This is a genomic window from Synergistaceae bacterium, from assembly GCA_017444345.1.
In the GTDB taxonomy this organism is placed as follows: domain Bacteria; phylum Synergistota; class Synergistia; order Synergistales; family Aminobacteriaceae; genus JAFUXM01.
Genome location: JAFSWW010000025.1, coordinates 1 through 9961, shown reverse-complemented (window position 1 = coordinate 9961; position 9961 = coordinate 1). Strand labels below are relative to the sequence as shown.

The window sequence follows — 9961 nt, the reverse complement described above, 5'->3', positions numbered from 1 at the left end:
CGTGAGCCGTGAGCCGTGAGCCGTGAGCCATTATACAAATTTTCGATCAAAGTTGTCAATCCCTTCTGTTGAGATTCTATATAAAATTTTATGCTATCATATCATAAAGTTTCATTTTAGGAGTGATAAATTTAATGCATGAAATCGGCGGTTATTTCGGACTTGAGGATTTAATACACAATGAATATTACCCGGGACTCATTGCTCTAAACACTGCACGTAATGCGCTGTTATATGTCATGAAGGCCCGGAGAATCAAGAAAATTTATATCCCGTTTTATTTGTGCGACTCAGTCTTAAAGATGCTTGACCGTGAAGGCCTTATTTATGAACAGTATCATGTGAATAAAAATTTTATGCCTGACTTCAGCAAAAAACTTAATGAGGGCGAATATTTATACATTGTGAATTATTACGGAATAATAAATAATTCAAGAGTTCAAGAATTAAGCTCGCTTTACGGAAATAAAATAATTCTCGATAACGTTCAGGCATTTTTTCAGGCTCCAATTGAGGGAATAGACACGATTTATTCATGCAGAAAATTTTTTGGAGTTCCTGATGGTGCGTATCTCTCAAGTAATGCTATTCTTGATTGCGAGCTTGATACGGATAAATCTTCAGGCCGAATGACTCATATACTTGGCCGCTTTGAAGGCCGGAGTGCTTCGGATTATTACGCTGATTTCAAGAGATCCGACGAGTCATATATAAATTTGCAGCTAATGAAAATGTCCCGGCTTACACGTAATTTGCTGGGAGCGATTGATTATAATCACGTCAAGAATATACGCGATAGAAATTATAAGATTCTTGATTCATTGCTGGGTGATAAAAATATTTTGCCGAAATTTTACCCGGCCGGGGCTTTTGCTTATCCGTATTATTGTGAGGGCGGAATGACTCTCAAGAAAAAACTTGCCGAGAAAAAAATTTATATTGCTACTTTATGGCCGTATGCTTTGACCTGCGGAGATACTACAGCAGAAGATTACGCCGCAAATATTTTGCCGATTCCATGTGATCAGCGTTATAATCAGGACGATATGAAATATATTGCAAAGGAGCTTATAAAAATTGTACAGACTGAGAGAGCTTGAAAGAAGAGACCTCGCCGAAATAAACAAGTGGCGCAATGACCCGGAATTAATAAATCTTTTAGGTGCTCCATTTCGTTATATAAATTATGATGTCGATGTTCAATGGTTCGAAAATTACATGAAGAGCCGGAGTAATGCCGTCAGATGTGCAATAGTCAAAGATGATGATAATATAATCGGACTTGTGAGTCTCGTTCCCGTTGACGTGTTAAATCAATCGGCGGAATTTCATATTATGATAGGCAGTAAGGAGAATCAAAACAAGGGCTGCGGGACGTTCGCAATAAATGAAATTTTGAAGCACGCATTTATGAATATGAATTTACACCGTGTTGAGCTTGGAGTCCTTGAGAATAACACGAGAGCAAGACATTTATACGAGAAGGCCGGATTTATTCAGGAGGGCATAATGAGAGGCGCATTATTTAAAAATGGGAAGTTTGTTAATAAAGTTATGTACTCGATATTAAGAGAAGAATACTGCATAAAATACCTACAGGGGGGGGGGTAAAATTACTTGATTTCTTGAATATATATTTGAGAATCAAATTTTTTTGCCACCGAGGTGACAGCTTATGGGCAGCATAAACAAAAAAAATGTCCTGATCTTCCCGGCGGGTTCATCGATGGATACTTACAAGGCACTCAAGGATAATATACACTTTAACGTATTCGGGGCGTCAGGGAGAAGCGATCACTCAGAATATATTTATTCACACGGGCAAATTTATATCTCAGAGCATTTATATATCACGGACAAAAATTTTATTCGAGAATTTAATGCACTGATTGAGAAATGGCAAATTGATTTTGTAATTCCTACACATGATACTATTGCAAGATTCTTAATGGAAAACGAGAAATCTATTAACGCGCGTATAATCTGCTCGCCCTATGAGACTGCCCTAATTGCCGAGAATAAGAAGCTGATTTATGAGAGCGTAAAAAATTGTTCGTATTGTCCTGAAATATATAATTATAATAATATAAAATATCCTGCATTCTTGAAACCGTTTATAGCAGCCGGCGGAAAAGGTACAGCACTAATAAAATGTGAAGATGACCTAAAATTTTTTGCGGCAAATAATAAAAATTTTCTACTGTGTGAATATCTGCCGGGAAGAGAATATACTGTTGACTGTTTCACGGATTCACGGCGTAATTTGCTATTCACCGGCCCGCGAACACGAGAAAGAATCACGAACGGAATATCATATCATTCTGAGCGGGTTAAACTCACTGACGAGATTTATAATATTGCTGAAGATTTAAACACGAGATTTATATTTCGCGGCTCATGGTTTTTCCAGCTTAAGGAAGATATAAATCATAATTTGAAGCTGATGGAGTTTTCTGTCAGGAATTCAGGAACACAAACATTTTGGCGGCATTTGGGCGTAAATTTTCCGTTATTGTCTCTATTCGATTTCATGGGCTATGATGTCAAAATTTTATGCAGTGATTTAAATATAACTTTAGACAGGGGAATAGAAACACTCTTCAGAATCCCATATGATTACGAGTGCGCATATATTGATTATGATGATACTTTGATTATCAACGGCCAAGTCAACACGGATTTAATGAAATATATTTATCAGTGCATTAACGAGGGAATAAAATTAATACTTCTTACTGCTCATGAAGGGGATATTTACGAGTCAATGAATTCTCACAGAATATCGCCTGATTTGTTCGACGAGATTATAACTATCAAGCCCGGCACAAGAAAGTCAAATTATATTCATGGCAGCAAAGCAATCTTCATAGATAATTATTTTCCTGAACGCTTAGATGTATCGCAAAAAATAAATATTCCCGTCTTTGATGTCGACGCGTTTCAGTGCCTGATAAAATAAACAGCGGGTACTTATTCACACAGAACGAGCACCCGTTAAGCATGAATTACTCAAGAGAAGAGATAAATTTTTCTCCTAAGTATGCCATTTTCCTGCTGCGTTCCTTAAATGCCCGGCAAGGTATACCGAGATATATCGTCCATTCAGAGAGGGATTTATTAACAAGAGACATAGCACCGACTGCACAGCCTTCTTTAAGTCTTATGCCCCCCCCCCCCTCAGTATTTCGCGCAATAATAGTAACTCCTGTAGCGAGACTCACATATTTCTCAAGTATGACTTCTCCGCCGAATACATTTCTAAAATTTTCAGGAATTACCGGCCCTAATAATGCATTCCCCGAAAAATTATCACTCATTGCCCAAATTGTACAGCGCGGAGATAATCCAGAGAAATCGCCGATATTGATTCCAAAGTCGCCGGCATATAAAGCTGTGTATGCACTTATATGAATATGACTTCCGAGTTTAATTTTCCCGCTGAGTATGCAAAAATCATCTATTCTGACATTATCGCCGATTTCAATTTTTGAAGGGCTGTATATGCTTGCTTTTCTGCTGATTAAAATATTTTTGCCGTAAGATTTAAATCCTATTTCTGCGAGTTCGCCGGGTGTGTAAAAACTTGTTTTCACGGTTAATTCTGCCTCCTGTTAAATAAAATAATATGCGCGGAAATATTTATCATGATTAATTATATAATAAACATCCCACGCACGAAAATTTTACCCGCCTAAATATGCCTTTCTCACTTCGGGCGATGATAATAACTCCTTACCCGTCCCAGTAGTTACGATTTTGCCCGTTTCCATTACGTAGCCGCGGCTCGCGATACTCAAGGCCATTTGCGCGTTCTGTTCAACTAATAAAATAGTCGCTCCGTGTTTGTGTAAATCTGCAATAATATCAAAAATTTGTTCTACTAAAATCGGAGCTAATCCCATTGAAGGCTCATCAAGCATTAATAATTTAGGCCGACTCATTAAAGCGCGTCCCATTGCTAACATTTGCTGTTCACCGCCTGAAAGAGTCCCGGCAATTTGATTCTTGCGCTCATTTAAACGCGGGAATAATTTATATACATTCTCTAAATCCTCGTGAATATAATTATTTGCTTGAGTATATGCGCCCATCTCTAAATTTTCCTGCACCGTCATTTGAGCGAACACACGCCGGCCCTCAGGAACTTGAGCGAGTCCCCTTTCTACGATTTTATGAGGTGCAATTTTCGCGAGCGAGTCCCCTAAAAATGAGACACTGCCCGTGCTGGGATGCAATAATCCCGATATAGTATTTAGAGTCGTAGATTTTCCTGCACCGTTCGCGCCGATTAACGTAACAATTTCACCCTCATAGACTTCAAATGAGATTCCTTTTATTGCGTGAATGCTGCCATAATAGACATTAATATTTTCAACTTTTAAGACTGGATCAGCCATTATTTAAGCCTCCTCCTTTTTACGTCCGAGATATGCTTCAATTACTGCCGGATTTGCTTGTATATCTTCAGGAGTTCCCTTTGCTATGACTTGGCCGAAATTCAATACACAAATCCCGTCGCAAATATTCATTACTAGGCTCATATCATGCTCGATTAAAATTATAGCGATTTGGAACATGTCATGAACTTTGCGTATATTGTCCATTAAATCGGCAGTCTCTGAAGGATTCATACCTGCGGCAGGCTCATCAAGCAATAATAACGATGGATTTGTAGCAAGTGCCCTCACAATTTCGAGTCTTCTCTGCGCTCCATATGGCAACGAACCCGCCCGAACGTCAGCCATTTCCTGCATATCGAAAATAGAAAGCAGTTTTAAAGCCCGTCTGTGTGCTGCAACTTCTTCACGCTTGTAATTCGGGAGTCTCAATATAGCACTCAACATGTTATATTTCATTTCGTTATTCATTGCGGCTTTAACATTATCTACTACGCTTAAATTTTTGAATAGTCTTATATTCTGAAATGTCCGAGCGATTCCGGCCTTGTTTATCTGCATAGTATTAAGCCCGTGAGTGTCATGACCATTTAATAAAATCGTGCCTTTAGTGGGCTGATATACTTTAGTCAATAAATTAAATACTGTAGTCTTTCCTGCTCCATTTGGCCCGATTAGTCCTACAATTTCAGTGCGTCCTACTGTCAAATTAAAATTGTCGACTGCTTTAATGCCTCCGAGTGTGATTCCCAGATTAACGCATTCTAAAACCGGCTCCCTGTCAAAATCTCTATCAGGCAAAATCGCTCGTGAAGGAACGGGAATATATTTTGTTTTCGTCTTCATGATTTATTCTTCCTCCTCTTTGCGCTTAAATGGGTTCAACTTTGCAAAGAAAGCTCTAATCTCTGAGTTATTAGTTCCGAGCATAGTTAATATTAATATAACCGCATAAAGGAGCATTCTATAGTCCGAGAACTCGCGCAATTTTTCCGGCAAAATCGTCAAAGCCGCCGCCGCTATAATCGAGCCTAACATATTCCCCTGACCGCCTAAGACTACGAAAACAAGAATCAATATCGACGTGTTGAAATCAAATTTATTAGCTACAATTGTAGAATAATTCATAGCAAATAAAGCTCCCGCCGCTCCTGCCAGTGCCGCAGAAGTAACGAATGCCATCATCTTATATTTTGTTATGTCGAGCCCGATACTTTCTGCCGCTATTCTGTCGTCCCGTATTGCCATGAATGCACGCCCTGATCTTGAATTTACGAGATTAAATACTATCATTAAAGCAATCATAACGAGTATAAATCCCGCCGGAAAAGTAGCAATTTTTTGTATGCCGCTTATACCCATCGGCCCGCGTATAATTAATTTGCCGCCCGGTAATAATCTCGTCGTATCAGTCAACATACTGATTTGAATTCCGCCCGAGTCCATTCCTAAGTAAAAATTATTCAGCAAACTTTTTATAATTTCTCCAAATGCAAGAGTTACTATCGCCAAATAATCGCCCTTGAGTCTCAAAACAGGAATCCCTATCAAGAATCCAGCAATAGCCGCAAAAATCGCCGCAATTATCATAGCAAGTGCGAGTCTCACAGGTGCAAAGGGAATCAAATTTTGCATTAATATTGCCGACGCTACCCCGGAAAATGCTCCGATCGACATAAAACCTGCGTGGCCAAGTGAAAGCTCCCCCGAAATTCCTACAACTAAATTTAATGACACAGCCATTACCATATAAGCACAAATCGGAACGAGCATACCCCGCATTGTTGAGCTTAAAAATTTTGTGCTGCTCATTGTCTGACAGATTATATATGCAAGAATTACTATAAAATATGTGAGATAAATTCTTCTTGCTTCTACACGCTTTAAATTTATTAACCTGCGCATTGTCATATTTTACACCTTCTCTTGTGTGTATTTACCGAGAAGTCCCGCAGGCTTCACAAGCAATACTATAATTAATACAGCAAAGACTACAGCATCAGATAACTGACTCGAAATATAAGCCTTCGCAAAAATTTCAATAACTCCCAGCATTAAGCCGCCCAGAAATGCCCCCGGAATTGACCCGATCCCGCCGAATACTGCCGCAGTAAATGCCTTGATTCCCGGTAATGCTCCAGTCGTCGGCATCAAAGTCGGATATGCTGAACATAATAACGCCCCGGCAATCGCAGCCAGCCCCGACCCTATTGCGAACGTCATAGAAATTGTAGCGTTTACGTTTATTCCCATTAATTGAGCCGCGCCCTTATCTTCTGAACATGCACGCATTGCCTTCCCGAGCCGGGTTTTATTTATAAATGCCGTCAATATAATCATGATTACTAAACACGTTATAATCGTCAAAGCTGTAACATGCGAAATTGACAGCTCGCCTTCAAATAATTTAAACGCGCCCCGGCCTATAATTGACGGGAAGACTTTAGGATTTGACGACCATAATAATAACGCTGTATTCTGCAAAAAATAGCTGACTCCTATTGCTGTAATCAAGACTGCCAAAGATGGAGCCTGCCTCAATGGCTTATATGCAAATCTTTCTATTATTATTCCGAGAAAAGTACACACTATCATTGCTAAAATTATCCCTATAAACGGGTGAAGTTCATAGCGCGAGACCGCATAAAAGCACACATAAGCACCTATCATAATTACATCGCCGTGAGCAAAATTCAACATTTTTGCGATTCCGTATACCATTGTATAGCCCAGCGCGATAATTGCGTAAATGCTGCCCAGACTTATGCCGCTGATAAAATAATTAAGAAATATCATCGATAAATTTATAGCTCCTTAATATACAAAAGCAGCCGGAGATTTTGTAAGGCCGACTCTCTCCTGACTGCTCATGAAAATTTTTTCTCGTGAAATTATTATCAAATTAGTCAAGTCCGACATATGCGCCGTTCTTGATGATCATTCCCTTGGGATCCTTTGAGACTTCGCCGTTTTTCGACCATGTTACGTTTGAGCCTGTTACTCCGTTAAATTTCATTGTAGTGAACTGCTCAATCATTAATTTGCAGAGTTCTTCAGCTTCCATGTCTGCTTTTGCCTTTGCCTGAGTCAATGCCTGACAGTAAGCATAAACGCAGTCATAACCGTCTGCCGCGAACTGATTCGGAATCTCGTTATGTCTCTTCTGATATTCTGCAACAAACTTTTTAGTAAGCTCGTCATTTGCGTCTGCATTAAACGGGGTCAATAACATAACACCTTCAGCAAGTGATTTGTCAAAGCCTTCCATCGTCAAAATTCCGTCCATGCCGTCAACTCCAAACCATTTAGGAGCATAGCCCATTGATTTGGCTTGAGCAAAAATTAAGCTGGCAGGCTGATAATACATCGGCAAGAATACGAGTTCCGCACCGTTTTTCTGAGCGTCTGTCAACTGCACCGAGAAATCGTTATCATTACCGTCCGCAAAAGTTGTTTCACTGACGATCTCAATGCCTAATTTCGGGGCTGTCTCAATAAATGTGTCTCTGATACCTTTTGAATAAACATCGTCATTTTTCCAGATAACAGCGACTTTCTTAGCTAATTTCTTATTTGCTATATATTGCGCGCTTGCTGTTCCCTGATTAGGATCTACAAAGCACATTTGGAAGACGTTATCCTTCCCGTCAGTAACTGCCGCAGACGATGCCGACGGAGTAAGAGCAAATATTCTATCTGCAAAATTTTCTGCTGCTGTTGCCTCACAGGGCTTTGACGTTACAGAACCTAAAGAAATCTGCATACCCCAGTCTTTCAACGCGTTATAGGCATTAACGGCCTTCTCTGCGTCATGTGTATCGTCCTGATAATTAAGCTCGAATTTAATATCGCCGTTCATTGCGTTGATTTCGTCTACTGCGATTTGTGCGCCTCTCATTGCGGCCATTCCGTAAATAGCTGCTCCGCCGGTAAGTGGTGCAGTTCCGCCGAGTTTGAAAGCTGCTCCGAATGCACTTGAAGCCATTGCAAGAATTAAAAGCGTGCAGGTTAAAATTTTCTTTGTCATGATGAAAATATAATCTCCTTGCCTATAAATTTATGCTTTATTCTGAAAATTTCTCTTCGGCCATTAAGAAAATATTCAGACTTTGAGCCAAATAATAATATACAAAAAAAGCGGCTTATTACACCGCCTGTTTTCTCTCAAGTTATAGCGCGGTAGGCAGGATTCGAACCCACGACCTAAGGCTCCGTAGGCCTTCGCTCTATCCAGCTGAGCTACTACCGCAGGAAAATTATGGCGGTGGGTGTGAGATTCGAACTCACGATAGAGTTATTAGACCCTATACTCACTTAGCAGGCGAGCGCCTTCAGCCTCTCGGCCAACCCACCATATTATTATGCTGCTAAAATTTTCAAACGCTGAATATATTATAACGCTGATAAATTCTTGTCAAATGAAATTATAATTTTCCTAGCAAGTAATTCGTCAAGTTCACGCGTTAAACTCTCGCAAAAATTTACGGGTATATCAGCATTCACACTCACTGACGCATTATATTCCCAGTGTAAATTCAAGGCGTTATTATTCTCAAGCAAACGTGTAATTAATCCCATTTGCGAATATTCAAGCACGATAAAAATTTTTTGAGTGATTATGCATTCTTTTATCTCGGCAATCTCAAGAGCTTTTGCTGCCGTCATTCCATAAGCGTCAATTAATCCCCTCGTGCCGAGCTTGACTCCCCCGAAATAGCGAGTAACTATTATCATGACATTCACGAGTCCCGAATGTTTTATAGCGTTTAAAATAGGTTTGCCCGCTGTTCCTGAAGGTTCGCCGTCATCTGATGAGTATTCGCTCCCGTTTGAGAAAATATAAGCCCTGCAGTTATGAGTCGCGTCTCTATATTTCGAGATTATTTGCGATAAAAAAATTTTAGACTCGTCTTCATTGTGAACGGGTGCAAGATCTGCTATAAAGACAGAGCGTTTAATTTTTTCTTCATAAGTAACAGGGCCGGCCGGTTCGTTATAGCTTCTTATTATGCCAGACATCTTTTATTTTGCGCCATGAATTAGCGATCGAATCAGATAATACGCGAGTATCTGATATAACGGGCATGAAATTATTATCACCGTTCCAGCGCGGGACGATATGCCTGTGTAAATGACCGTCAACTCCTGCACCTGCGACTTTGCCGAGATTCATTCCGATATTAAAGCCGTCGGGATTCATTACTTTTTTGAGGACTTGCACGGCCTTCTTTGTTAGATTATGCATCTCAAAGATTTCTTCATCAGTCAATGACTCGTAAAGATTCGTGTGCCTGAATGGGATTATCATTAAGTGGCCGGGGTTATACGGGTAAAGATTCATGATAACAAAACAAGTTCGCCCGCGATGTACGATAAAATGCTCGTCGTCTTTATCCTCAGCCGGAAAATCGCAGAATATACAGCCCTCGTGCTTAGGTGCCTCGATATATGACATTCGCCATGTTGCGTAAAGCTGCTTCATAAAAAATTTACTCCCCTTTGTTGCTTTATTAATTGATGTAAATATTATACCTGAATCCGCCGCCGCCGTCTTTTGGGTGGGT

11 protein-coding genes and 2 tRNA genes are annotated in these 9961 nt (G+C 39.9%); 3 read left to right on the top strand and 10 right to left on the bottom strand.

Going from position 1 to position 9961, the window contains the following annotated elements:
- The first annotated feature begins 134 nt into the window (after positions 1-134).
- The 3 genes from IJS99_01655 to IJS99_01645 all read left to right on the top strand — a co-directional run bounded on the left by IJS99_01655 (position 135) and on the right by IJS99_01645 (position 2959).
- Positions 135-1100: a hypothetical protein gene (locus IJS99_01655; protein MBQ7560525.1), complete on the top strand. Its 966-nt coding sequence runs from the start codon at positions 135-137 to the stop codon at positions 1098-1100.
- The gene (locus IJS99_01650; protein ID MBQ7560524.1) at positions 1078-1611 is read left to right on the top strand and encodes a GNAT family N-acetyltransferase; all 534 of its coding nucleotides are present in this window, start codon (positions 1078-1080) and stop codon (positions 1609-1611) included. Before IJS99_01655 ends, IJS99_01650 begins: the two co-directional genes overlap by 23 nt.
- Before the next feature lie 64 nt (positions 1612-1675).
- Positions 1676-2959, top strand: coding sequence for an ATP-grasp domain-containing protein (locus IJS99_01645; protein ID MBQ7560523.1), 1284 nt, complete (start codon positions 1676-1678; stop codon positions 2957-2959).
- 46 nt (positions 2960-3005) lie between these two features.
- Here the strand turns inward: IJS99_01645 and IJS99_01640 are convergent, their stop codons facing one another.
- The 10 genes from IJS99_01640 to IJS99_01595 form a co-directional block, all read right to left on the bottom strand.
- Positions 3006-3593, bottom strand: a complete 588-nt coding sequence (locus IJS99_01640) for an acyltransferase (GenBank protein ID MBQ7560522.1) — start codon at positions 3591-3593, stop codon at positions 3006-3008.
- Positions 3594-3683: 90 nt separating this feature from the next.
- On the bottom strand, positions 3684-4397 hold the full coding sequence (locus tag IJS99_01635) for an ABC transporter ATP-binding protein (GenBank protein MBQ7560521.1): 714 nt from the start codon (positions 4395-4397) through the stop codon (positions 3684-3686).
- Positions 4398-4400: 3 nt separating this feature from the next.
- Positions 4401-5243 (bottom strand): ABC transporter ATP-binding protein, encoded by an 843-nt coding sequence (locus IJS99_01630; protein MBQ7560520.1) that lies wholly within the window; start codon positions 5241-5243, stop codon positions 4401-4403.
- Between the two features lie 3 nt (positions 5244-5246).
- Positions 5247-6308, bottom strand: a complete 1062-nt coding sequence (locus IJS99_01625; protein ID MBQ7560519.1) for a branched-chain amino acid ABC transporter permease — start codon at positions 6306-6308, stop codon at positions 5247-5249.
- A 3-nt stretch (positions 6309-6311) separates the two neighbouring features.
- Positions 6312-7193 carry a branched-chain amino acid ABC transporter permease gene (locus IJS99_01620; protein MBQ7560518.1) on the bottom strand — a complete coding sequence of 294 codons (882 nt, stop codon included), beginning with the start codon at positions 7191-7193 and terminating at the stop codon, positions 6312-6314.
- Between the two features lie 106 nt (positions 7194-7299).
- Entirely contained in the window at positions 7300-8424 is a 1125-nt protein-coding gene (locus IJS99_01615) for an ABC transporter substrate-binding protein (protein MBQ7560517.1), read from the bottom strand.
- A 148-nt stretch (positions 8425-8572) separates the two neighbouring features.
- A tRNA-Arg gene (locus IJS99_01610) sits at positions 8573-8646 on the bottom strand.
- Between the two features lie 10 nt (positions 8647-8656).
- Positions 8657-8750: transfer RNA gene (locus tag IJS99_01605), tRNA-Ser, on the bottom strand.
- Between the two features lie 39 nt (positions 8751-8789).
- Entirely contained in the window at positions 8790-9416 is a 627-nt protein-coding gene (locus IJS99_01600) for a YigZ family protein (GenBank protein MBQ7560516.1), read from the bottom strand.
- Positions 9391-9879, bottom strand: coding sequence for an HIT domain-containing protein (locus IJS99_01595; GenBank protein ID MBQ7560515.1), 489 nt, complete (start codon positions 9877-9879; stop codon positions 9391-9393). Before IJS99_01595 ends, IJS99_01600 begins: the two co-directional genes overlap by 26 nt.
- Positions 9880-9961 lie beyond the last annotated feature (82 nt).